Raw genomic sequence first — 602 nt, 5'->3', positions numbered from 1 at the left:
TGGATCACCTCCTTTCTAAGGAAGAAGAAGTAAGGGTTTTACGTACTGTTGAGTTTTCAGGGCATAGCCCGTAAGTGCAAACCTCACGAACAAGTTCGTTCGGTCGCGGCATTCGCCGCTTATAGAACGAACCAAACAAAATCGCTTATGAAAGCAAGCTTTCAACACGATTTCTTATTGATTCGTTCTGCACTTACTCATGAAAACACGAAAATTCCGGTGCCGATGCGCTTATGGGACACACCCGTTCCCATCCCGAACACGACGGTTAAGACGTAAGCGGCCGATGGTACTATGCTGGAGACGGCATGGGAGAGCAGGTGGGTGCCGGATTTTATTTGAAAAATACTCGAAAGAGTTTTCAAATAAAACAGACATGTTCTAGCGGGTGGAGATAAAGGCGAAGTTCGCGATGATGAATGTGTTAACCCGTTCCAGCAGGGTAATGCTGTTAATAACTGGTTTTTACCAGTGATTAGTAAGTTCAAGTATATTGAACTCGCTAATGACTGATAAACTTCAGTCAGAACGTACCTTGAAAATCACATATTGAAATAATTGATCTTAAATATTTAAGATACAAGACATCCGAGGCGTATCGA

The 602-nt window shown here is 42.7% G+C and carries 1 rRNA gene; it reads left to right on the top strand.

The window, feature by feature from the left end:
* Nucleotides 1-215: 215 nt before the first annotated feature.
* A 5S ribosomal RNA gene (rrf, locus tag DWY93_RS16540) occupies nucleotides 216-333 on the top strand.
* Nucleotides 334-602: the final 269 nt, after the last annotated feature.

Source organism: Clostridium sp. AF28-12, assembly GCF_003435225.1.
Lineage (GTDB): Bacteria > Bacillota > Clostridia > Lachnospirales > Lachnospiraceae > Pilosibacter > Pilosibacter fragilis.
This window is presented reverse-complemented; position numbering and strand designations above follow the sequence as displayed.